General features: G+C 44.8%; 16 protein-coding genes. 3 read left to right on the forward strand and 13 right to left on the reverse strand.

The genetic code is table 11. The annotated features are described in order from the left end of the window. Window positions 1-200: 200 nt before the first annotated feature. On the forward strand, window positions 201-1,070 hold the full coding sequence (gene rsmA / locus I3248_RS10715; protein ID WP_201602426.1) for a 16S rRNA (adenine(1518)-N(6)/adenine(1519)-N(6))-dimethyltransferase RsmA: 870 nt from the start codon (window positions 201-203) through the stop codon (window positions 1,068-1,070). A 100-nt stretch (window positions 1,071-1,170) separates the two neighbouring features. Continuing rightward, window positions 1,171-2,007 (forward strand): symmetrical bis(5'-nucleosyl)-tetraphosphatase, encoded by an 837-nt coding sequence (locus I3248_RS10720; RefSeq protein WP_238063688.1) that lies wholly within the window; start codon window positions 1,171-1,173, stop codon window positions 2,005-2,007. Between the two features lie 79 nt (window positions 2,008-2,086). Here the strand turns inward: I3248_RS10720 and I3248_RS10725 are convergent, their stop codons facing one another. The 8 genes from I3248_RS10725 to I3248_RS10760 all read right to left on the reverse strand — a co-directional run bounded on the left by I3248_RS10725 (window position 2,087) and on the right by I3248_RS10760 (window position 16,201). Then, entirely contained in the window at window positions 2,087-4,591 is a 2,505-nt protein-coding gene (locus I3248_RS10725; protein ID WP_238063689.1) for a site-specific recombinase, read from the reverse strand. A gap of 275 nt (window positions 4,592-4,866) precedes the next feature. Further along, on the reverse strand, window positions 4,867-6,654 hold the full coding sequence (locus tag I3248_RS10730) for an acyl-CoA dehydrogenase C-terminal domain-containing protein (RefSeq protein ID WP_238063690.1): 1,788 nt from the start codon (window positions 6,652-6,654) through the stop codon (window positions 4,867-4,869). Between the two features lie 412 nt (window positions 6,655-7,066). After that, window positions 7,067-8,860, reverse strand: coding sequence for an acyl-CoA dehydrogenase C-terminal domain-containing protein (locus I3248_RS10735; protein ID WP_238063691.1), 1,794 nt, complete (start codon window positions 8,858-8,860; stop codon window positions 7,067-7,069). A 322-nt stretch (window positions 8,861-9,182) separates the two neighbouring features. Continuing rightward, complete coding sequence (locus I3248_RS10740; RefSeq protein WP_238063692.1) at window positions 9,183-10,421, reverse strand: EAL domain-containing protein; 1,239 nt, start codon at window positions 10,419-10,421, stop codon at window positions 9,183-9,185. Between the two features lie 173 nt (window positions 10,422-10,594). Next, window positions 10,595-11,491 (reverse strand): 16S rRNA (uracil(1498)-N(3))-methyltransferase, encoded by an 897-nt coding sequence (locus I3248_RS10745; RefSeq protein ID WP_238063693.1) that lies wholly within the window; start codon window positions 11,489-11,491, stop codon window positions 10,595-10,597. 125 nt (window positions 11,492-11,616) lie between these two features. Further along, window positions 11,617-12,525: a methylenetetrahydrofolate reductase [NAD(P)H] gene (gene metF, locus I3248_RS10750; protein WP_238063694.1), complete on the reverse strand. Its 909-nt coding sequence runs from the start codon at window positions 12,523-12,525 to the stop codon at window positions 11,617-11,619. A 17-nt stretch (window positions 12,526-12,542) separates the two neighbouring features. Further along, window positions 12,543-13,967: an adenosylhomocysteinase gene (gene ahcY / locus I3248_RS10755; protein WP_238063696.1), complete on the reverse strand. Its 1,425-nt coding sequence runs from the start codon at window positions 13,965-13,967 to the stop codon at window positions 12,543-12,545. A 335-nt stretch (window positions 13,968-14,302) separates the two neighbouring features. Beyond that, the gene (locus I3248_RS10760) at window positions 14,303-16,201 is read right to left on the reverse strand and encodes a TonB-dependent receptor (RefSeq protein WP_269117189.1); all 1,899 of its coding nucleotides are present in this window, start codon (window positions 16,199-16,201) and stop codon (window positions 14,303-14,305) included. 493 nt (window positions 16,202-16,694) lie between these two features. Between I3248_RS10760 and I3248_RS10765 the strand changes: the two genes are divergently transcribed. Further along, a complete protein-coding gene (locus I3248_RS10765; protein ID WP_238063700.1) occupies window positions 16,695-18,716 on the forward strand; it encodes a mechanosensitive ion channel family protein in 2,022 nt (673 codons plus the stop codon). A 61-nt stretch (window positions 18,717-18,777) separates the two neighbouring features. On the opposite strand, the gene I3248_RS10770 is transcribed toward I3248_RS10765, so the two are convergent. The 5 genes from I3248_RS10770 to I3248_RS10790 all read right to left on the reverse strand — a co-directional run bounded on the left by I3248_RS10770 (window position 18,778) and on the right by I3248_RS10790 (window position 23,089). Further along, complete coding sequence (locus I3248_RS10770) at window positions 18,778-19,410, reverse strand: DNA-3-methyladenine glycosylase 2 family protein (protein WP_238063701.1); 633 nt, start codon at window positions 19,408-19,410, stop codon at window positions 18,778-18,780. Between the two features lie 97 nt (window positions 19,411-19,507). Next, entirely contained in the window at window positions 19,508-20,239 is a 732-nt protein-coding gene (locus I3248_RS10775; protein WP_025646619.1) for a Smr/MutS family protein, read from the reverse strand. Between the two features lie 86 nt (window positions 20,240-20,325). Beyond that, the gene (gene trpC / locus I3248_RS10780; RefSeq protein ID WP_238063703.1) at window positions 20,326-21,189 is read right to left on the reverse strand and encodes an indole-3-glycerol phosphate synthase TrpC; all 864 of its coding nucleotides are present in this window, start codon (window positions 21,187-21,189) and stop codon (window positions 20,326-20,328) included. A gap of 71 nt (window positions 21,190-21,260) precedes the next feature. Continuing rightward, complete coding sequence (gene trpD / locus I3248_RS10785; protein ID WP_238063705.1) at window positions 21,261-22,391, reverse strand: anthranilate phosphoribosyltransferase; 1,131 nt, start codon at window positions 22,389-22,391, stop codon at window positions 21,261-21,263. Between the two features lie 74 nt (window positions 22,392-22,465). Beyond that, window positions 22,466-23,089 carry an aminodeoxychorismate/anthranilate synthase component II gene (locus I3248_RS10790; protein ID WP_201602458.1) on the reverse strand — a complete coding sequence of 208 codons (624 nt, stop codon included), beginning with the start codon at window positions 23,087-23,089 and terminating at the stop codon, window positions 22,466-22,468. Between the last annotated feature and the right edge of the window lie 568 nt (window positions 23,090-23,657).

The raw sequence follows: 23,657 nt of genomic DNA on the forward strand, positions 1-23,657 counted from the left end.
ACGACCCATCAACGTGATGTTAATGGAGCAAAAAACATTCTCGCGGTCGGGCTTGGCCGTCTTTAGTAGGAATCCCCTCACTTTAGGGAGGGGAGGAAGTCAAGAGCTATGTTATAATTCTGATTACGTTAAGCGCTTAGGCTTATACAGCTTTGTTGCACAAACCCTGTATATCTATTCATTTTATATAAAGAACCTTTATGTCAAAACCTTCGTTCGATGCTAAAACTCTCTCGGCCAGTTTGCGCAGTGCCAAACACCAACCGCGTAAACGCTTTGGTCAAAACTTCTTGCATGATAGCAGCGTTATCCGTCAGATTGTCGATAGCATCCGTCTGGAGCGCGATGATAATTTGATTGAGATTGGTCCTGGTATGGGAGCTTTGACTGAGCCGCTGCTCGCGGAAGTCAATGCTATGAGCGTAGTGGAGCTTGATCGTGACTTAGCAGATAGCTTACGCATTCGCATAGGTGCCAATAGCCATCCTAACTTTACGATTATTAAAGCCAATGCCATGGATGTTGACTATCGCGAGTTGTATAGCGAAGAGAAAGGCAAGCTGCGAGTGGTTGGCAACCTACCTTATAATATCTCTACCCCAATTTTGTTTCATTTGCTTGAGTTTGCTGATGTCATTGAAGATATGCATTTTATGCTGCAAAAAGAAGTCGTTGAACGTATTACCGCAGATGTCGGTAGCAAAACTTATGGCCGTCTGTCAGTGATTATGCAGTATCACTGCGAGACCGACTATCTGCTGACAGTACCGCGCGGTGCGTTTAATCCGCCGCCGAAAGTCACAAGCGCGGTTTTTCGTCTGACGCCTCATACTACCAAGCCTGTAGTCGCTGAAGATGAAGATCATTTCGCTATCGTCGTTCGCGAAACCTTTAACCATCGCCGCAAAACGCTACGTGCTATTTTTAAGCAATCAGCCTTACTGCCCACACTAAACGAAGATGACTTTGCTGCTTGCGCTATAGATCCGCAAGCGCGGCCTGAGACTTTAAGTGTTAGCGACTTTGTCACCCTGAGTAATCGCTCGGGCACTTTAATGGTTACAGAGTAATAAAAACAAAGTAGGGTATTAGTGTTTTTTAGCTCTTTAAGACTTACTTTGAAAAATTAAGCTTTTCGTTTTAGCAATAATAATCAACTCTTGAGGTTTTATGAGTTTTCGTCATCAGTATGTCATAGGCGACCTACAAGGTTGCTATGCAGCCTTTCAGCAATTACTAAAGACTTTAGATTTTGATCCAAAACAAGACAAGTTATGGTTTGCAGGAGACTTAGTAGCACGCGGAGAGGATTCGCTAAACACTTTGCGACACGTAAAGGTGCTGTGCGAGCAAGGCGCTGCTGCGACCGTGCTAGGTAATCACGATATCAATCTAATCGCGGTATGGCGCGGCGCGGCAAAACTTAAGGAAAAAGATAAAACCGCGCCTATCTTTGCCGCAAAGGACTGCGACGAGTTATTAGAGTGGCTGCGTCATCAGCCGATCTTAACTTATCCCAACGCGCAAACGGTGCTAGTGCACGCGGGTATTCCGCCGCACTGGAGTATTGATGAGGCGGCAGGCTATGCTAGAGAATTAGAAGCGCAGCTGCAAGGCAGTAAAAAGACTCTTGATAAGCTACTACCAAATTTATATAGCAAAAAAGCCGACGTTTGGCATGATGATATTAGTGGCTACACCAGATTACGCGCTATTAGTAATTACTTTACGCGCATGCGGTTATGCCAGCAAGATGGCAGCTTAGAATTTAGTTTTACCGCAAGCTTAGGGGAGGCCATGCCCGATGATTTTATGCCTTGGTTTGAATGGCAGGTGCCACGGACGCGTAAGATATTATTCGGTCATTGGGCAGCCCTAAAGGGAGATGTGGACTTACCGCATGCTCGCGCGCTCGATGGTGGCTGCGTTTGGGGTAACTGTCTACTGACCTACCGACTTAGCGATGGTAAAGTCATTCGCTCAAGCGCTCATTGTCCTAAGCCTTAATACAGCGTCTATATAAAGAGATAGTCTAACCTTCATTTGCCGTCTTCAGTCTAGAGCTAAACCGTCCAAACTACCTTAATTAATTGGGTAGTTTGGGAGGCTTTTTAGGTTTCGGCAAGGGCGACTTCGCATTACCAACGGCTTTTTCATCAGATTGAGCTGCCGACTTTGATGTTACGGTTTTGGGCCCTGATGTCTCTGATTCTAAGTTTTCAGAATCTAAAGCCTTCGTCATTCGCTCATATTGGATATCATTGGCATAAGGCACGCTATTTAGCTCTTCATCTCTTAGCCCATCATCTAAGTCGATAACTTTTTTGGAGTTATTAGCACCAGTGTGCTGCGCTGTATTTTGCGTATTATTTTGTACTGAAGCTCTTGTAACGTCTGCCTGCGTAGCAGAAGCGGGGTTGTTGTAATGAATATCGGTATTTTCTTGCGCGACCGATTGCACCACTTCTGGTGATATTTTGACATCAGATAGACGTCTTATTACATAGTTGCTTGGTAGGGCTTGCTTACCTTTTTGTGCCGAGTTGTCTTCAAATATCATGTGCCCTTGTCTATCGATACGAGCATAACTCATTGGCTTGGGGCGGGGCCAAAAAAAGTCAGAAGGATGGCTTATCACATGACCGAAAACAAGCCGTGTGAGGCGACTCCATTCAAAGAAGCGCACTTCTTTTGAGCGTAAGGCCACAAACAGCGCTAGCGAAAAGCTCACCATTAAATTGACAATACCGATTAAGGCCACTCCCAAAATCGAGATGGCAATTAAGCCCCAGCTCATATCAGCAGCGGGTAAATTAAACAGGCCATGAGCTAGGTTGGCTGAGGCAAAGGCGATGTGGCGAATATCAATAGGTAGACCAAAGATAAAGCCTATCGTCGCGGTACTGCCTAAGAATACACCAAATAAAAAGTTGCCCATAATCGCGCCGAGATTGGCTTCTACAAAGTCGCCCAAACGTATGAGCCAAGATTTTGGTAAGACGAACTTTAGCAGCTTATGGCGCTGAATACGCGCGCCTATATGGTTATAAACCGCCAAGTTATCATAGTAGCCAGCGATCAGGCCCGACAAGAACAAATACACCCCAGCAATGGCAGCATGAGGCAGGGCAAGAGAGCGAAAGGGGTCGAGATCATGAAGTAAGCTGGCGGCCTTATCAGGATCGATCATCGGCACGCCACTGTATTGCCACCAAGCAAAAGAGATAAGCAGGGCGACTGGTATCGCTAGCATGATATTACCCATGATAGCGATAAACTGCGTGCGCAAAATATCGACGACCAACTCAGAGAGCTTAGTTAACTGATGGGATTTTTTGCCGGAGCCATCAGAGATAGTCGATGCGATAGCCGCTGCCGTCATCGCTGGCTGTTTGGTTGCCACCGTACCATGGACGACGTGGATAAAGACAAACCCTAAGCCATAGATCATGCTATTAATAAAGGCACGGCCCATTGGAGCAATGGCTAAGTGATAAGCGGATATCTTCAAAGTCGCCATAAAGGCAATAAAGAAACCACCGATAGAGGCCTTTTTGAACATCTTTTTATAGCCGGCTTTGTCAGTGCTAATATAGTGCTCACCAACGCGGCTGGCATTTTCGGTGACTTTTTTGGAGAGCAGCTTAGTATTATTATCGATCAGATAGCCGATACTATAACGACGACTGGCGGTACTGATGAGTGATTGAATCAGCTCAATGATAGCGCCGTCACGCTTATGGTCTACATCTGAAACCAGCTCTGTCAAGATACGAATACGCTGCAGACTTTGTTCAAGACGCATCATCATATTGGTTAAGCGAATAGAGATACCCGTCTTGTAGATACGCTTACGAACGGTTGCTACTACCTCTTCACATTGCTCTAACATAACCAACAACGGTGCAGCATCCACCGCCTTTTCAGGGGTGATATCAGTTAAAGTGTCAAGCTCATGCGCTTGACGGTACTGATTGACAAATAGTACCGCTTCTTGATTTTGCGCGACAAAAGAGGCGGAATAGTTCAGTATTTGTGGATAGGACTCCATAAGCTCAGGGTGTAGACCTATACCGCTGACTCGGTAGGAGAGGATAATAATAGCGTTTAGTATGCTGTTTTTGGCAGTAGCGACTAAGTCTAAATGCTCCTCTTTAATCTGTAGGAGGGCAACTAGCGTATCCCATTTATCTTTGTCTATATGAGCAAGCCAGCGCTCATCAGTGCTTTTGTCAAACAGATAGCTGACCAGCTCGACAACAGAGTCCTCTTGCGGTAGCAAAGGTAGAAAACGATGTCCTATCAGTCGTCGTAAACTACTAAAAAACCCCTGATCTGACATGATACCGGTATCGGTATACAAAGCAATTTGACGATATTCGGTAATTAGCTTTAACACAAAGCTGGCAAGCCCATCTCCGTATTCTGGATGTTGTTGCAAGATATCAATAAGTGCCTGTATCTTCTGATTGGCAAGCGCAGGCTTTTTGTCAGTGACTCGCAGCTCATCGATTAAGCGTTTGAGCACCGAAGGTTCTGGCACATCACTTAAAGCAGTAATCTGCTGTAAAATACGTTTTATTTCAGACACATGGTATCCTTAGTTGTTTTTATAGAGCAGGCCGTTTAGCGATAAAGATGAACAACCATTCAGTCAGCTGCTGATCTAGGTAAGCTCACACGATATTTTAATCGTAACCTAGCGTTTAAGGTTGATTATTTTGTTAGCAGTTATTTACGAGGCTCAAAAAGCAAAGTCACATGGACAAAAAACACGGACAAAAAAAGGACAGCTCGAAATGAACTGTCCTTTTTTATGAAATAGCTTTTAATAACTACTAGTCAACTATTATTTGGCAAGTAGCCCTATGAGTTAGTAGCAGTCTCAAAATATGCAAGATCAAAGTCCATCATCGGATCACTACCAGTCTCGACCATCTGTACATGAGCATCGATGCGCGGCAAAATACGGCCAACGAAATAATCGGCAAGCTTGGCTTTATTGGTATAAAACTCACCCTCTTTACCGTCAGCAGCTTCGACCATCATCGCAAACATATACGAGTAGCATAGATAACCAAAGGCATGCATAAAGTCTACTGCACAGCCGTTGATCTCATTTTTGCGCTCACCGATATTAGCAAGTACCGTTGTGGTCAAGTTTTCAATCTTGTCAGTCGCTGCTAGTGTCGCTTGCTTCACTTGATGATCCGCTTGCATGTTGTTCACAAAGTCGCGAATCTCGCTTAAGAAGTTATTGATATATTTGCCATTATTACGCGCCACTTTTCGGCCTAATAAATCAAGCGCTTGGATACCGTTAGTGCCTTCATAAATCTGGGCGATACGCGTATCACGAACGATCTGCTCCATACCCCATTCGCGCACGTAACCGTGACCGCCGAAGACTTGCTGGCAATCAATCGTGGCTTCAAGCGCTTTATCGGTTAAGAAACCTTTAGCAACAGGCGTCAATAAAGCCACGCGAGCTGCTGCTGCTTTAGCCACTTCGGGATCATCACTGAACTTTTCTTTGTCGAGATTCTGTGCCACATACATGGCAAAGCAGCGTGACGCCTCAGAGTTGGCTTTGGCATTAAGTAACATACGGCGCACGTCCGCATGATGGATAATCGCATCGGCAGGCTTTTCTGGGCTTTGTAATTGAGTATCGCTACGACCTTGACCACGATCATTGGCATAGATAACGGCGTTTTGATAAGCCAGCTCAGTACCGCCAAGGCCTTGTAAGCCCATAGTGACACGCTCGTAGTTCATCATCACAAACATTGACGCTAGGCCCGTGTTTTCAGCGCCGACCATCCAGCCTTTAGCATTGTCAAAATTCATCACACAAGTGGCTGAGGCTTTGATGCCCATTTTGTGCTCAATAGAGCCAACGGCTAAGGTGTTGCGCTCGCCTAAGCTGCCATCTTCATTGACCAAGAACTTAGGCACGATAAATAAAGAAATACCTTTTGAACCTTCTGGCGCGTTTGGCGTTTTGGCCAATACCAAATGAATGATATTATCAGTGAGGTCATGCTCGCCGCCAGTGATAAAGATTTTAGTACCAGAGATGTCATAACTACCATCATCGTTAGGCACAGCTTTGGTTTTGATAATACCCAAATCAGTACCAGCGTGCGGCTCAGTTAAGCACATCGTACCTGACCATTCGCCGGCGTACATTTTCTCAAGATATGTCTCTTTTTGCTCTTCACTAGCCGCCGCGTTCATACATAGGGTTGCGCCAACCGTCAGGTTAGGGTAGAGGGCAAAAGATTGGTTAGTGGTAAAGATCATCTCTTCGGTCAGCATCGTGACCATTTTAGGAAAGCCTTGACCACCGTACTCAGGATCACCGCTCAAGCCCACCCAACCAGATTCAGCGTACTGCTTATAAGCTTCTTTGAAGCCAGTAGGAGTCGTGACTACGCCATCACCTTCAAAGGTTGCGCCTTCTTCATCACCGCTGCGGTTGATTGGTAATAAGACATTTTTTGATAACTTTGCCATCTCTTCTAAGATCATATCGACAGTATCCATGTCAACATGAGCAAGCTTATCAGTACTTTGCCAAAATTCATGGGCGCGAAAGACATCGTTTAAGATAAAGCGCATGTCATTAAGAGGGGCATTATAAACAGCCATAAAAAATCCTTTCATTCAAATGTAGTAAAAAAGTGGGCAAGTATCAGTGGCGAAACTGGCCTAGAGTCCAGCTAAAATCAGGTACTGATAAATGTGACAAGCTAGGTCAACATATCGATTATCAAACATACTAAGAGCATTGCAATCATTAAAGTTTAGCAAATTAGCGCATTATCATGTGTGTTTGTTCGTGAATACTGGGTGCACCAAAAGTTTCACAATAGCCTTGTGGTTCTTAAATTTGACTTAAAAGAGTATAAGACAACTAAAGTATAGTTAATAGACAGCAAGGACTGATCACTACAGTCTGCCATAAGACTTCATAATACTAAAAAAGCAACATACTTAAGTATGTTGCCTCTGATAATACTCATTAAGATCAAGCGAATTCACCGCTCATTATAATGGCAACTTAAAAAGCAAACTGCTCAACATCCATACTCATATATGGCGCAACACCCGTGCCGATACGCTGCGCATGAGTAGCGGTGCGAGGGAGCAATTTGGCAAAATAGAACTGCGCTGTTTTGACTTTTGCATCATAGAAGGCTTGCTCGCTATTGCTGTTGGCAAGCTCAGTTTGCGCGACTAATGCCATACGTGCCCATAGGTAAGCGACAGTCACGTAGCCACTGAAATATAAGTAATCCACCGCTGCAGCGCCAACTGCTTCTGGATTTTCAGCAGCTTGCTTACCAATTTCAGTAGTCAGCTCACCCCATTGTTTGACATGCTGCATGAGCGGCGCTGTAAACTGTGCCATGTCATCATTGTCTTTATTCTCATCACAGAACTGCTGAATGATAGTGACAAAGTTGGCAAGTAGTTTGCCTTGCGAGCCCAGTACTTTACGACCCAATAGGTCAATAGACTGAATCTCGGTTGTACCTTCGTATAAGCAGGAAATACGCGTATCACGAACGTTTTGTTCCATCCCCCATTCACTGACAAAGCCATGACCGCCATAGACCTGAATACCGTGGTTCGCCGCTTCAAGCCCTGTCTCAGTCAAGAAGGCTTTGGCAATCGGTGTCAGTAACGACAACATCTGATCAGCAAATTCACGATCTTCACCTTCGCCTTTAGCTACGGTGTCGGCAAAGTGTGAGAGATAATAGATCAAAGCACGTCCGCCTTCTGCAAATGCCTTTTCGGTCAAGAGCATATTGCGTACTGCGGGATGAACAATGATAGGATCTGCCGCTTTTTCTGGCGCTTTGGCTCCTGATAGCGAGCGCATCGCTAAACGATCTTTTGCATAAGGAAGTGAGCCTTGGAATGCATACTCAGCAGCAGTTACGCCTTGAACAGCAGTACCAATACGTGCCACGTTCATAAAAGTAAACATGCACTGTAAGCCGCGGTTTTCAGGGCCAATCAGATAACCAGTTGCACCATCAAAGTTGATCACACAAGTAGCAGAGGCTTTGATGCCCATCTTATGCTCAATAGATCCACAAGAGACTTGGTTTGGCTCAGCCAAGCTGCTATCTGCATTGACATTGATTTTTGGAACAATAAATAATGAGATGCCTTTAGTGCCAGCAGGCGCGCCTGGTAGACGAGCTAACACGATATGAATAATGTTATCCGTTAAGTCATGCTCGCCAGCCGATATAAAGATCTTTTGCCCAGTGATGCTGTAAGTACCATCGTCGTTGGGCTGCGCTTTGGTGCGAATGATACCCAGATCAGAGCCTGCATGTGCTTCGGTCAGACACATCGTACCTGACCATTCACCGGTGACCATTTTTTCAAGGTAGGTGTCTTTTTGCTCATCAGTGCCATGGTGTTCGATGGTCTGAATAGCGCCATGAGACAGTCCAGGATACATAGAAAATGACCAGTTCGCTGTACCTACCATCTCATTAATAACAGTTGATAAAGAGAATGGTAGGTTCTGTCCACCAAACTCTTCTTCGGCAGATAAAGCAGGGAAGCCAAGCTCGCAGTACTGTTTATAAGCTTCTTTAAAGCCTTTAGGCGTGGTTACTTTTCCATTGTCAAAATGGCACCCTTCGGCGTCACCGCTTTGATTCAATGGCGATAGCTCGTTTTCTGCAAAGCTTGCTGCCATCTCAAACAAACTGTTCATCAAATCGCGATCTGCTTCCTGGAACTTTGGAAGACGCTTATAGTGGCTTTCACTATCAAGCAGCTCATGCATGACGAATTGAATATCACGTAGGGGCGCTTTGTATTGCATGTTATTTTGTCCTTTGTTTTTGGATGTAGCCAATGACGGTCTATACCTATAGCCGTTTACTATCGATGAAAAGTGCTGATATTAGCTATCTAAAATTGCCATGATAACCATCAAAGAGGGATAACTATAATGATAACCATAGAGGTCTGAAAAATAGGCCGGTGACAGTATTACTCGACCTTCAACGCTTACCCCTAAAAGATAGGCTTTCAGAAGCCATTATACAAGTTTTGAGCTAATACTGATAAGTCATCAACCTGCCTTGCAACCTTTACGGGATAAGCATTAGCGTCAATTGTTTATTCGAATATTGTAGCTTGAGCTAGTGATTTGAGCTCTCAAGCAGTTGAGTGGCAGCTTGTGCATCAACCGGACGGCCGAGCCAATATCCTTGTCCATATAAGCAGCCCATCTTACGCAGCTGCTCATAGTGTTGCTCCGTTTCTATGCCCTCAGCGACAGCTTGCATATCCAAAGCAAGCGCTAAGTCTAATATCGCTTGCACAATAGCTTGCTGAGTTGGGTTTGAGTTAAGCTCAGAGACAAAGCTTTTATCAATCTTGATGAAGTCAAAAGGGTACTGTTGTAAATAACTCAAAGAGGCGTAGCCGGTACCAAAGTCATCTAGCGCAAGACAAACCTTGAGTGCTTTGAGCTCGGTGAGGCGCTGCTTTATATTATCATTGCTAGGCAGCAGCGATGATTCAGTCATCTCTATATGCAGACGATACGGATCGATATGATAACGAGCTAATAACTGGCTAATGACCTTGTTAAAGTCAGGATGACTAAATTCGGCAGCATCAGCATTGATGCAAATATGCTGGGTACATTGCATGCCTTGCCATTGAACTAACAGCTGCGCGGCTTGCTCTGATAACTGAGAAAATAGCGCAAAGGAGAGACCATAACTGATGATATCAGCGATAAAGTCTTTGGGTTTTAAAATCCCGCGAGTTGGATGTTGCCAGCGAACTAAAGCCTCAAACCCCACAATAGATTTGGTCGCTAGATTGAATTTTGGCTGATAGTATGCGACGAATTGATTATCAGCAATAGCTTGGGCAAGTAGCTGCTTTTGATCGGGTAGACTTGCTGAGGGTTTGTTATTGGTATAAAGATTATCTGTCTTATCTTCACCTAGCAAGTACTCTGATCGCGGCTCTTTGACTTGGTTGCAGGTAGGGTCTTGTAGCGTACCAATATAAAAAACCTTATCGTCGATGGTAGACTGTTGAAAGACGATAAGGTAATCTAAAACTTGATGGTCTTTATTGGGTAAGGTAAAGGTTTTTTTGTAGCTATTATGATGTGCTAGATGGCTAGCCAAGTCTTTTAAAATCTCAAGCTTATGTTTTGTGAGGCACTGAGTGATAAAAGTGCCAAAAGGATAGCCAATAAGCAGATTTTCACGGTAGCCGGTGAGTCTCTCATAGGCACTATTCATCGATACATAGCGCTTGTCCGCGTCCAAAATAAAGACAGCCTGATCTCGCTGCTGATAATAGTTAGTGAGCAGATGTTGTTTGGACATGACTGAGAGAGGCTCAAAAGGCGTCATGGCGAATCTCGTAATAAAAACATTAGGCTGTGTACCAATTAGTGGTGTCAAACAACCATTATAAACAAAAAGGTTTATAAAAATGTTGCTGTAGACTGAACGAACTATTGTTTTATAGTGCTTGACTTATCCTTGTTTAAAAGTGCTAGTCTATACCGTTAAGGCTCAGCGGACTAAGCCTGAGACAAAGCTGATTGTGACAGAGCATATAAAGTAGACAGCGCGACGACGGGCGCAGTTTCAGTACGCAGTACGCGCTCGCCGATTTGCCAAGGCAAAAACCCGACTTGCTCTGCTTGCAGGCATTCTTCGACGCTTAATCCTCCCTCAGGGCCTATGAGGAGCTGCAGATAAGGATTTGGTATCGCTAATACTTCTTTGAGCGCAGCTGGCATCAAAGGCTGATCGGCGGCAGGCACGCTCAATTGCAAACGCAAATCCACGGGGCGCTTAAGTTTCTGATAATACTCATCTTGGCTTAGGGTAGAGAGGTTGGCGCTGACTGCTGATGACAAAGATGATGATGACATATCTGCTGCATCCATACTATTGTCAGCCTCGTTTTGCGTTAACCACTGCTGAATGGGCAAAGGAGCTAAGATTAGTGGCACGCGATTCAAGCCACATTGCTCACAGGCGGCAATAGCAATTTGCTGCCAGTGCGCAAGCTTTTTCTCGACTTGCGCCGGCTTGAGGGTGACTTCGCCATGTTGGCTGCTGAGCAGTTGAATCGCGGTTACCCCAAGCTCTGTTGATTTTTGGATTGCATAATCCATACGCTCTCCGCGGCTCATAACTAAGCCGATCTTAGTCGTCACGGGGGCTACGCGATCGATATCATGATAAGCGAGTAGGGTAGCTGTCGCTTGTTTTTTGCTAATGGTTTGTAGCTCGACTTGATATTCGCCGCCAAAACCGTCGAACAGTATACCTTGATCGCCGATATTGGCTCGCAGTACGCGGCACCAATGGTGAGCGATGGCCGCAGTCAGCTCAAGGTTTTGGCCTATGACTATGCTGCTAAGCTTTGGATATTCATTGTTATTAGTGGCATAAAAAAAACGTCGCACGCTAAAGAGTTCCTATCAGGATAAAATACGATAAAAAGACCAACCAAAAAAAACTGGCACTCCAAGAGTACCAGTAATTATACTTGCTTAAGCTAATATAGCAATGAGCGACTTTATCTATAGCTTTATACGCTAGCTGATTCAGAGCTCAAGGTTTTAGTGCTCAAATCATTAGAAACCAACTCATCAGAGACGAGACCTAAAGCCTCAACCAAGCGCTTATTTGGCTCAACCTTGTTCATACTATAAAAATGCATCGCCGGTACGCCCTCGGCAATCAAGCGCTCACAGAGACGGTAGACAACATCAAAACCAAACTCGCGAATGGCTTTGCGATCATCGCCGAAGTCAGCTAGCTGGCGGCGCACATAACGCGGGATATCAGCGCCGCAGCTGTCTGCAAAGCGTATCAGATTGCTCGAGTTGGTAATCGGCATAATACCGGCGACTAAGGGCTGCGCTACGGTATCAATACCGCGCTGCTCAAGCGCGTCACGTAGGTGCAAGTAGCTATCCGCGTTATAAAAGAACTGCGTAATCGCTGTATCTGCGCCCGCTTTATACTTATTGACTAAGTTGTCAATATCGAATAAGAAGCTTTTGGCTTGCGGGTGCATTTCAGGGTATGCGGCGACTTCGATATGAAAATGATCAGCCGAGTGCTCGCGGATAAACTTGACTAAATCCAAAGCAAACGGCAGCTCACCCATACCGACTTGACCTGAAGGTAAGTCGCCACGTAGCGCCACCAGACGGGTGATACCTAAAGCTTTATAAAGATCTAGCAGCTCAGCAATCTCTGCCTTATCGTCACCGATACAAGAGATGTGCGGAGCCACTGGCGTATCACTGCGCTCAAGTAATGCCTGTACGATACTCAAAGTACGATCACGAGTCGAGCCGCCAGCGCCATAGGTCACTGAAAAATACGTTGGTGACAACTGATTGAGCTCATCAAAGGTAGTGAGTAGCTTCTCATGTCCCTGCTCAGTTTTGGCCGGGAAGAATTCAAAGGAGAAAGCAGGCTTACTCATAGTCACATTCCTTGGGTTTAGTATTTGTATTCTTCAGGCTTAAACGGCCCTTCGACAGGTACACCTAGATACTCGGCTTGTTTTTCGGTCAGCTTCGTCAAGGTACCGTTAAAGCCTGCAACCATCGCTGCTGCGACTTCTTCGTCAAGCTTTTTGGGCAATACTCTGACATATAAGTTATCAAAACGCTCATCAACGGGCAGATCAGCGAATTTTTCATCGAATAGATACATCTGCGCGAGTACCTGATTGGCAAATGAGCCGTCCATTACTCTCGATGGGTGACCGGTTGCGTTACCTAAGTTGACCAAGCGGCCTTCAGCGAGCAAGATCAAATAATCATTGTCATCGTCTGAGCGGAAGATTTGATGGACTTGCGGCTTAACCTCACTCCAGCGCCAGTTATCACGCATGAACTGAGTATCGATTTCGGTATCGAAATGACCGATGTTACAAACTACAGCGCCTGACTTTAATGCCGCTAGCATATGCTTGTCACACACGTGATAGTTACCGGTAGTGGTAACAATTAGATCGGTATCTTGTAGTAGACGCGTGTTGATGCTGTCGCTACCACCAGTGTTATCGCCATTGATATAAGGTGATAATACCTCATAGCCATCCATACAAGCCTGCATGGCACAGATAGGATCAACTTCTGATACTCGTACGATCATGCCCTCTTGACGTAAGCTTTGTGCTGAGCCTTTACCAACATCACCATAACCGATGACTAGAGCGCGACGACCAGCTAAGAACATATCAGTGGCGCGTTTGATAGCATCGTTTAAGCTATGGCGGCAGCCGTATTTATTGTCGTTCTTAGATTTCGTGACCGCGTCGTTGACGTTGATGGCCGGTACTTTGAGCTCGCCTTTATTCAGCATCTCAACCAAACGGTGTACACCCGTGGTGGTCTCTTCAGAGATACCATGGATAATATCGAGCATTTGCGGATAGTCATTGTGAACAAGTGCTGTCAAATCGCCGCCATCATCTAGGATTAAGTTGGCATCCCAAAGCTGGCCTGATTCTTCGCCGCCAACGTGGATTTGCTGACGCAAGCACCATTCGTACTCCTCTTCAGTCTCGCCTTTCCAAGCGAACACTGGGATACCAGCTGCTGCAATAGCGGCGGCTGCATGGTCTTGGGTTGAGAAGATATTACAAGAGGTCCAGCGTACTTCGGCACCAAGCGCGGTAAGCGTCTCGATAAGCACAGCAGTTTGGATTGTCATGTGAATACAGCCGGCGATTTTGGCGCCTTTAAGCGGCTGATCGGCTTCGTAGCGGCGACGCAGACCCATTAGGGCTGGCATCTCAGCTTCAGCAAGGGTGATCTCGCGGCGACCATAATCAGCAAGGCTGATGTCAGCGACTTTATAGTCAGTAAAAGAGGGATCGATCGTATGGGCAGAGGGTGTAGTAGACACTGCGTCCATAATATGCTCCTATCAGTGGTTAACGAATGATAAAAAGAATAAAAACGCAGGTGCCGTTGTTTGCGCTGTGAGTGACCAAAAACATGGTCTCTCGACAGTTAACCGAGCCTAACATAACCTGTGACTGCATAACTATAGAATGTTAATGCAGTAAATCACTATTATGGCGCAACACCTCTCGGAGGTCGTTATTGTAATAGATGAGTGGTTAATTGTCACCTTTTGCTTGATATAAATAGTAAGCGTTTGGAGTATTTACTCATACAAAAAAGGCCATCGAGTGATGACCTTAATTTATTTTGATAACGACAGGATTTTTATACTGCTAGACAGGCTTAGAACCAGTTATAGGTTAAAGACGTGAAGAAGTTAGTGCCGTCGGTGTTATAACCAGGTAAGGTAATATACTTCTTATTAGTAACATTATTAAGACGCGCGGTCATAGTTAGGTTATTGGTTAACTGATAGTTGCCACTAATATTCAACAAGCCATAGCTGTCAACGAGTTGTGCATCAGTATTATCAGTGCCACTATAGTAATCATCTACATACTGATATTCAGCACGAATATCTAAGCTTGGTAAACGATATCCCATGTAGACTAGGCCTTTATGCTCAGGACGAATAGCAAGAAAGTTACCATCATTGGCTTTACCGCTATCATCTTTAGCTTGCTGATAGTCATAACTACCTCCAAGCAGATAATTATTGATAACCCAATCTGAAGTTAATGAAACCCCTTTAGTTTTTGTTTGTTCAATGTTTTCATAACTACCACCAATATATTTTCCATTACTATCGTATAGCGCATTAAAGTTAATTAAATCATCAACTTTGTTATGATAACCTGTCAAGCGTGTGGATTGTAGCAATGTCTCATATTCGATGAAAGCTTCATAGTTATCACTAGTTTCAGCATTTAGTCTAGGATTTCCGGAGCCTGGATAATATAATTCGTTAAAATCAGGAGCGCGGAAGCCTTTAGCGTAGTTAGCACCAATACGTAAGCTCGGGTTGAAATGATAAGCGCCACCTAAATTATAAGTGGTTTGGTCGCCATGCTGCGAGTTATCATCGAAGCGTATATTGGCTTGAGCATCAAACTGATTATTAGCTAGCAGATAGCCTAAAAACGCACTTTTTACATCACGGTCTTCAATATTATATCCAGAAGCTGTAGTGTCTAAACTTTGGTCTAGGTATTCTAAACCATAAATAGCTTGTCCAACGGGTAGTCTATGCTTACCAATTAAGTTAATTTGATCTTGTTTGGTATCGAATATATCGCCAAACTTGTTATCCAGTTTATCAATAGAATGACCGTATTGTAATTTCACTGATGAGCCAGGCAAGTAACGCCAATCAACAAAGGCTTGAGCAGCTCCATTTTCTTGGTCAGAATAATCGTCTCGTGTCGCTCCATTATCAAATTCAATAGTTGATTTGCTGTATAAAGCACTAACACCTGTTGACCATTGCTCATTGATACGTTGGTTTAAAGCAAGACTGACATTATCGCTTTCATAGCCATCATTGTCTTGATTAAAACCATAAGCACTTGGAAGTTTTGCGTTAAAGCCATTAGTTTCATTATGGCTAGCTGACAGACTTAATGTAGTACCTTCGTTATTAGCAAACTGTGCTGCTGCACCATAAGTATATTGATCGTTAGAACCTACACCAGCTGTAATCGAGAATTGGCTTTTTTCAACGTTGCTGCCTTTAGTAAATATTTGAACAACGCCACCCATTGCGTCTGCGCCATAGATGCTAGAGCCTGAAGCACCGTATAATATTTCGATACGCTCAATTTGATCAGCAGGTAATAGGCTTAGCGTAGCCCCACCAGCGCTTAGCGAGCTATAGCGTATACCGTCAATAAGCACTAATATTTGCTTACCTTCATAGCCTCGCATGTATATTTTTGATACTGAACCCATACCGCCGTTAGAGTAATGGCTAATACCTGGTTGGCGCTGCAATATCTCTAAAGCCGTCTGACCTTGATAACGTTGTAGCTCTTCCTTATCAATCACCCGTGTCTGCGCAACCACATTGCTTGTTTTAGTCGGTGTACGCGTCGCAGTGACCACGATCTCGTCAAGCTCAACCTGTGGCAACGAGTCATCGCTAATTGGGTTGGCAGTCGCTGCGGTAGCACTCATAGCGCATAAACCGAGTGTGCTCAAAATACAAAGTCGTAGATAAGAGGCGGGAGGAGCTAGAAATAGCATAGTGTTTTCCAAAATTATCAAATCAAAAGGGAGCCGAGAAAATACCAATCACAAAGAAGTGGTTAAAAATTATAAAAGTTAAATAAAGGCTTGAAAGAAACAGAGCAATACTGGCGCTGCTAAAAAAGCAATGCCTTTATAAAGCGTTTATTATTGCTGAATTATAACGGTTTGCAAGCGTTTTTAAGCCAATAATTATTCAGTATAAACTGAGTGCTGCTCATTTAGATAAGTAAGCAAATGAACTAAGATAAGTCTGGCCACGAATTGGCAGAGGCGCTTTTTTATAAAAATTGAATAACTGAATCGAGGTGTTTGTAGCTGACAAAGTAATGTGCCTAAAAAAAGGTAAACATAAATACTTCAGTAATAAATAATTGTTATCATAGCAAGGGTTTCATGCTGTAGTGTTTTAACTACTTTATACCCACTCAAGTTTATACTCACTCAAAATCAGCTTACCGAGCCCAATAACTAAATGATGAGGTCCGTTTTGTCTATCGCGCGTCACAAAGAGTCAGCCACAGCACCGACACTGTCACTCAAGATCTTCACGATGATTACGCTACTGCTAGCAATACTGTTAGGAGTACCATCGGCGCCTGCATTCGCAGCAGAGCCAAACGCTTTGGGCGTCGGCAGTAATAATGCTAGTGAGGATAGTGAGGGTAGCGCTCGTGCCCCAATACCAGATTCTTTTGGGCGCGATACCCCTAGACAAACGGTACAAAGCTTTATCAATGCTTTGAGCGATAATGATTATTTACTGGCGAGTAATTATCTGAATTTGTCCAAATCAGATAACCCAACGCCTATCGTTCGCCAGTTTAAGCAGGCTTTAGATGCAGGAGGGCGTTTTCAGCCTGATTTGCAAATCAATAATACGCCAGAGGGCAACCTTGCCGATCAGCTGCCGCCCAATCAAGAAAAAGTCGGTAACATCAATATCAACGATAAGAATGTCTCGCTCATACTAGAGCGAGTCGTCGCTGAAAATGGTAAGCAGTACTGGCAGTTCTCTAGCGGTACGCTAAGCTTAGTGCCAGATGTGATTGAAAACACGGAACCGACGCTCATCTCTCGCTATACCATGGAGAGCTTAGAGGACGAAAAGTTATTCGGCTATCAGTTGGCAGATTTGGTGGCTGCTATCATGCTAGCTTTGGGTAGCTTTTTAGTCACTTATATCGCAGTATGGCTCTGCTACCACTTTTTGCGTATCGCTTATCCTCGAGTGCGCGGTCAGCCTTTACCGCTACCAGATAAAATTATTCTGCCGCTTTCAGTCGTCATCATGGCATTGATACTCTCTGAGGTCATGGTCTACTCGGGAGTGTCTGTGACGCTGCGTGAGCCAATCAATCGCTTCACGGATATTGCTTCTTGGGTCGCGGTGACTTGGCTGCTGCTACGTATGGTAGATGTGATATTTACTCGCGCCGTCAATCTAAGCTATAAAAAGAACTACATTGAGCGCGTCTCTATTCTAGGACTGATGCGTAAGTTAACCAAAGCGCTGCTGCTTATCTTTGCCGTAATTGTCATCTTTGGTAATTTGGGCTTTGATTTGACCACGGGTATTGCTGCTCTAGGTGTCGGTGGTCTAGCTTTAGCACTTGGTGCGCAAAAGACTATTGAAAACTTGGTCGGTAGTGTCGTGGTGGTCGCGGACTCGCCGGTACGCATAGGCGACTATTGTAAGTTTGGTACTTATGAGGGGACTGTTATCGATATCGGTATTCGCTCTTCTCGCGTGCGTACTTTAACCCGAACGATTGTCACTGTACCTAATGGCGACTTTTCTTCCATGCAAATTGAAAACTTTACCTCGCGTGATATGTTCCAGTTTTTGCATAATTTATATATTAAACGCAGTGCCGATATCAATGAGATCTTTGAGATGGTCAACGATTTAGATACGCTACTCAAAGAGCATGAACTGACCAACAAAGAATGGAATCAGGCCAATATCTTGGAGCTGCGTCAAGACTGTTATGTTATCCAGCTACGAGCCTATATCAATGCCTTCGATACGATTGAGTTTTATGGCAAGCAAGATACCTTATTAGTCGATGTATTGAGCAAAGTCAAAGACTACAAAGTGGAGCACGCACTACCCACGCAGCAGTTACTTGTCAATCAAGGTGATTTCGATAGCCATTCAGAGCCTAAGACTGCTGATGCTATCTCTGATGAGCAAACTGACACTACTGACAATGGCTCAGCGGACGAAGTAAGCAGGCAAGCTGTAATTGCTCAGAAGGATAGCGATGCGCAGTTTGCCGAGACATCGGCTCAGGCAGATAGCTCTGATAGTAGTCAGATGGATAGCAAAACAGATAGTCGCAAGAGGGCGACAAAAGAGAAAAAAGCAGCAAAGCTGGCCAAAGATAAAGTCAGTAATCCCAATAAGTCTAAGCAAATTACCACACTGAGACTGGCCAAACGCCACTTTGAGCGCACTAAAAAAAGCTTCAATATCTCTATCTGGAATCAGCCTTGGAACAAGCATTAACTCTCATTACTTATGCACAAAACGGCGATAAAATAAGCGTTTATAGCGACGTTACCGGCACTTATACCGGCATCGCTTCTTTATCTTTTAGCCCGCCATAGTATGCCCACAGCAATAAGCTTGCGGCGCTAAGATAAGGCGACCAAGATTGCGTTGCTACTTTGAGCTGTTTTGGAGTAGGGCGCTCGGGCAACTCTAGCAGTGCCATGGCAGCGACTCGAATCGCTAAGTCATCGACAGCCAAGATATCAGCGCGGCCCAAAGAGAAGAGTAAATACATCTCAGCGGTCCAGCGCCCTATACCGGTAACTGCAGTCAAAGTGTCAATGACCTCGCCATCACTCATTGTTGTGAGTGCCTGATAGTCGATATCATGATCTACCAAAGAGCGCACATAGCGGATTTTTTGTCTGGAAAGTCCTTGCGCTCTTAAGTCCTCATCATCGGCTTGTATAAGCGTCTTTGGCGTTATTAGGTTTGCATCCACCAACCTTTGCCAAATACTACTAGCCGCCGCCACGGATAATTGCTGCCCGACTATCGCTCGTAGTAAGGCTGCAAACCCGCCTTCATTACGCCGTAAACTTGGCACACCGACTTGTTCATAAACAGGCGCAAACCTGGGTTCTAATTCGATAAGCGCTTGAATATGTGTTTTTAGCTCAGCTGAGCTATCAAGGGTAGTCATGCTCATAATGAGCGCTCCTAATTATAAACGAGCTGTAAATTATCCATAAACCAGTCACAAAAAAGGACCGCGTTATGCAGTCCTCTATTAACACACTTATACTTTATTCACTATCTGCTTTAGGTTTCTTTAGTAGTACTAAAACCGCACCGTTACCGCCATCTTTTGGCGGCGCTGAACAAAACGCTAGCACTTCTGGAAGCTGACGTAACCAACCATTAACGCAAGTCTTCAAGATAGCCTCAGAGCCTTTACCATGGACAATTTTTACCATGGTTTCGTTATTTCGCTTAGCTTGCACCAATAACTGAGTCATGGCTTCGCGCGCCTCTTCGATGGTGCAGCCGTGGATATCTACCGCGTCATACCAACGAAGCTTACCTTGCTTGAGCTGAGTAAAGACTTTGTTTTGTAGCGTTGGCTGCTTATAAGAGAGATAAGCTTCGCTCGCAACTGGGTTCAATAGCGCTTGCATATCTGATAGGCCAGTACTTAGATCACCGTCTTCGTTGCCTTGCGCGGCAGCACGTTTCGACAAGGTCGCCGCGTCAGGTTTGCCAGCTTTATTCGCTTTGACTGGTGAGCGTACATTTTTGTCTTCTAGTTGCTGAACACCATGCATCGCTTGCATAAACAGCACTTTGTCATCGTCGACATGCTCGCTGTCCATCTGCTTGACCGTCTTTTTGACTTGCTTTTGCGTTGGCAAAGCGACAGGCTCAGTGGGCTTTTGATTTTCGCCTTCAGGGCTATTGGTATCTCGGCCTTTACTGAGTTGTCCTTTGAGCTCTTTGAGCTGATCTTGCATTTCTTTTGAAAATAGAGAGTTTGCCATAATAAGTATAAGTCTGTTTTGTTGATAAAATAAATAAGGAAGCTTTTAAGCTGCAGTGCTCTCACAGCGCTATAAGTAGGTGTACTTTACGCTTGTGTATTGACGCTCGCAAGTAAGGATTGTAACGCTTGTCCTGGATGATCGGTTTTCATAAACTGCTCACCGATTAAGAAGTGCTGAATACCTTGCGCTAGCATCAGCTCGATATCATCGCTGCTATGAATGCCGCTTTCAGTAACGATAAGGGGCTCTATAGCCGAATCATCGTCAGCTAAGGTTTTAATCAGACTATCTTTAAGCTTTAGGGTGTTTTGTAGGTCCACCTCAAAAGTATTTAGATCGCGGTTATTAATACCATAGATATTGTGCTTGGAGCGTGGCAGTTGTAGCGCGCGCTCAAGCTCATCACTCGTATGAACTTCTATCAGCACATCCATACCCAGCTCAAGGCTTAGCGCGTGTAGCTGACCAGCTTGCGCATCGTCAAGGCAAGCCATAATCAATAAGATACAATCCGCGCCCAGCAAGTACGACTCATAGATTTGATAGACATCAATCATAAAGTCTTTGCGCAATACCGGCAGACTTGCCGCATTGTAAGCTTGCAATAAGTACTGATCATCGCCTTGAAAATAGTCACGATCGGTCAGTACGGATAGACAACTAGCGCCGGCCTGCTCGTATTGCTGGGCAAATAAAGCGGGCGAGAAATTGTGATTGATAATCCCTTTAGAAGGCGAGGCTCGTTTGATCTCAGCGATAATCCCGATATCAGCTGCGCGTAAAGCACTGGCAAAGCCGCGGCGAGGCTGCGTGTCCTTTTCAGATTCGGCCTTTAGCTGTGCTAGTGAGCGCTGTTTTTTGGCGGCAGCTACCTCTAGCTGTTTGGTGGCGACAATGCGCTGTAACACTGAGGGAATGTTGCTATCGGTTATGGTACTTGCAGTCATGGTGATATCCATAATTAGGGATAATAATTAAAACGATAGATAAGAGCGATTGAGAAGGAGCTAAATGACAATTAAGCTTGCGCGGCGAGCTGCTGAGTGTAAGCGGCTAAGGAATTAAGCTTAGTTAAAGCACTGCCGTTTTGGATCACCTTCTGCGCGCGGCTGACGCCATTTGGATAGTTGCTCGCGAGCCCTGCGGTATAGATAGCGGCGCCGGCATTGAGGGCGATCATATCACGCGCTTTTATAACAGAGCGGTCATGAGTTTCTTCACCAGATAAAGCCGCTTTGATAAGCTCAAGACTTTGCTCAGGAGAGTCGACATCGAGGCCGATAAGCGTTTGTGACTCCACTCCAGCATCTTCTGGCATCATCTCATAGACCGTGATCTCGCCGTCTTTGAGCTCAGCGACGGTAGTGGAGGTGGCAAGGCTAATTTCATCTAAACCGTCTTTGGCACCGACGACCATCACGTGCTCGGCGCCTAAGTTTTTCATAACCTTAGCCAGCGGCTCACACAGCTGAGCGGTAAAAACGCCAATAACTAAATTAGGCACGCCAGCAGGGTTAGTTAAAGGCCCCAAAATATTAAAGATAGTCCGTGCTTTTAAGGCGCGGCGCACCGGATTGGCGTAACGCATGGCGCTATGATGATTGGGAGCGAATAAGAAGCCAATCCCTTCATCTTCGATACACTTAAGCGCTTGGGCAGGGTCTAGCGCTAAGCTGATACCGGCTTGCTCTAATAAGTCTGAGCTGCCAGATTTGGTTGAAACTCCGCGGTTGCCGTGTTTGGCAACTTGTGCGCCTGCAGCAGCGGTGACCAAGGCAGAGGCGGTGGAGACGTTAAATAAATTTGCACCATCACCGCCAGTACCAACGATGTCGACTAAATAATCGCAACCTTTAGGCTCGATGTTCGCCGCTAAATTACGCATGGCGCTCGCAGCAGCGGTAATCTCGTCGATAGATTCGCCTTTCATTCGTAGACCAGTCAAGATAGCACCCATCAAAGCATCGCTACATCTGCCTTGCATGATGATAAGCATCACCTCGCGCATCTCATCAAAGGTCAGATCAATCCGCTGTAATATCCGATCTAAAGCCGAGGTCAGCAACTTGTGGACTTGCTCTTCTGAGAGTTCGGTAATCTGCTCTGGCGTGCTTTGGGTTAGGGACTCAGTCGTATTTTCGGCACTCATGATACCTCACTTATTATTATGTGTTTTGTTTATTATCATTGGATGTAATAGTAAGCTATCCGTATTGACAGCTATTAACCCACTTGCGGTAACTCATCTGCGTCTAAAACTGCTAGATTATGAGTTTGCAAAAAGTTATTTAGCAGCTGGTAGCCTGCTGTACTTAAGATTGATTCTGGGTGAAACTGCACCCCTTCAATGGCGAATTGTTTATGACGCACGCCCATAATCTCCTCAATGCTACCATCAGTGTTTTGGGTCCAAGCGGTGACCTCTAGGCAATCGGGCAGGTTCGCTTTGTCTACAACTAATGAGTGATAACGAGTAAAATCAGTCGGGTTTGCTAAATTCTTAAACACGCCTTGGTGGTTATGATAAACCGAGGACACGCGGCCATGCATGACTGCGCCGGCTTTGACGACTTGACCGCCAAAAGCTTGGCCGATAGCTTGATGACCCAAGCAGATACCTAATATCGGAATCACACCTTTAAAGGTATCAATCAGCTCCAATGAGATACCAGCACGATCGGGATCGCAAGGGCCAGGACCGATGACAATAAGCTTAGGGGCCAGCATTTTGACCTGCTCGATTGTGGCTTGATCGTTACGCCAGACGGTGATGTCCTGCTGTAGTTCACCGAAGTACTGTACAATGTTGTACGTAAAGCTGTCGTAATTGTCGATCATTAGAATCATTAGCGTTTACTCATATTAAATGGACGGTTTGCGGCTGGTGTTTCGCTTTGCTATCTTACCACTATTTTTTGCGCGAGCAAATTTCTAGGGTATTAACTCGTAAGCGCATCGGCTAGTAATGGTGCCAATGCGCTTTGTCTATTTAAAAATAGCTATCGTGGAGAGATAGTATAGATTGAAGATAGTCAGCTGCACTATTAATTAGTTGTATCACTAATTAGTTGCACTGTTTTGGCATCTAAATTCAAGAAAGCACTTTTATAGTGCGTTTTTGCGTTGTAAAGAGGCTTTTTTAAACAAGGTGAACAATGATAAAAGCGAAAGCTGTCCTCTTAATATGATAAATTAGCTTGTTTTAGGGCGTATCCACTGGCAAAATGCCTGTTTATTATGATTTAACGTATATATTGGCACAGCAGTTGCACAATTATTGTCATAGTCAGCTGTTTGCATTATCTTATAACAGTTGAGAAGCATCGATTAGGGCGTGTTGAACATTCGACCATGGCACTAACAGAGACTATTTTTTAGGCGATTTGCAGATAAAAATAGTAAGTTTAGTCGTTCT

This window comes from Psychrobacter sp. Ps3 (assembly GCF_022129275.1).
Lineage (GTDB): Bacteria > Pseudomonadota > Gammaproteobacteria > Pseudomonadales > Moraxellaceae > Psychrobacter > Psychrobacter submarinus.

Bases quoted from the DNA above. Each gene is read 5' to 3' on its own strand.
- I3248_RS10735 (WP_238063691.1), bottom strand. From the start codon at position 8,860: ATGCAATACAAAGCGCCCCTACGTGATATTCAATTCGTCATGCATGAG.
- I3248_RS10790 (WP_201602458.1), bottom strand. From the start codon at position 23,089: ATGATTCTAATGATCGACAATTACGACAGCTTTACGTACAACATTGTA.
- I3248_RS10740 (WP_238063692.1), bottom strand. From the start codon at position 10,421: ATGACGCCTTTTGAGCCTCTCTCAGTCATGTCCAAACAACATCTGCTC.
- rsmA (WP_201602426.1), top strand. From the start codon at position 201: ATGTCAAAACCTTCGTTCGATGCTAAAACTCTCTCGGCCAGTTTGCGC.
- I3248_RS10720 (WP_238063688.1), top strand. From the start codon at position 1,171: ATGAGTTTTCGTCATCAGTATGTCATAGGCGACCTACAAGGTTGCTAT.
- I3248_RS10770 (WP_238063701.1), bottom strand. From the start codon at position 19,410: ATGAGCATGACTACCCTTGATAGCTCAGCTGAGCTAAAAACACATATT.
- I3248_RS10730 (WP_238063690.1), bottom strand. From the start codon at position 6,654: ATGGCTGTTTATAATGCCCCTCTTAATGACATGCGCTTTATCTTAAAC.
- I3248_RS10760 (WP_269117189.1), bottom strand. From the start codon at position 16,201: ATGCTATTTCTAGCTCCTCCCGCCTCTTATCTACGACTTTGTATTTTG.
- trpC (WP_238063703.1), bottom strand. From the start codon at position 21,189: ATGACTGCAAGTACCATAACCGATAGCAACATTCCCTCAGTGTTACAG.
- I3248_RS10775 (WP_025646619.1), bottom strand. From the start codon at position 20,239: ATGGCAAACTCTCTATTTTCAAAAGAAATGCAAGATCAGCTCAAAGAG.
- ahcY (WP_238063696.1), bottom strand. From the start codon at position 13,967: ATGGACGCAGTGTCTACTACACCCTCTGCCCATACGATCGATCCCTCT.
- metF (WP_238063694.1), bottom strand. From the start codon at position 12,525: ATGAGTAAGCCTGCTTTCTCCTTTGAATTCTTCCCGGCCAAAACTGAG.
- trpD (WP_238063705.1), bottom strand. From the start codon at position 22,391: ATGAGTGCCGAAAATACGACTGAGTCCCTAACCCAAAGCACGCCAGAG.